The sequence below is a fragment of the Nocardia abscessus genome, from assembly GCF_015477775.1.
In the GTDB taxonomy this organism is placed as follows: Bacteria; Actinomycetota; Actinomycetes; order Mycobacteriales; family Mycobacteriaceae; genus Nocardia; species Nocardia abscessus_A.
The window spans coordinates 1-357 of the sequence record NZ_JADLQO010000079.1; the positions used below are offsets into that span (position 1 = coordinate 1).

At 62.5% G+C, this 357-nt stretch carries 1 protein-coding gene; it reads right to left on the reverse strand.

Annotated elements, in window-relative coordinates; all coding sequences use genetic code 11:
• On the reverse strand, positions 1 to 357 hold a 357-nt coding region (locus IU450_RS39355; protein WP_195154792.1), incomplete at both ends, for an AMP-binding protein.

Consider the following 357-nt stretch of genomic DNA (forward strand, 5'->3'; position numbering starts at 1 on the left):
CGGCCTCCACCAGCTGATAGAACGCCGAAGGAGTCTGATTCAGCACCGTGACCCGCTCCCGGACCAGCAGTTCACGCAACTGCTCCGGCGAGCGGGAAGTCACATAGTCGACCACGACCACACTGCCGCCGTGCGCCAGCGCGCACCACAACTCCCACACCGAGAAATCGAACGCGAACGAATGGAACAACGTCCACACATCGGTCTCGTCGAACCCGAACAGCGGCTGGGTGTTGGCGAACAACTCCACCACATTGCGGTGCGCGACACCCACACCCTTGGGCACACCGGTGGAGCCGGAGGTGTAGATGACATACGCCAAATTGTCCGGGCGCAACCGAGCCACACGCTCCGCAT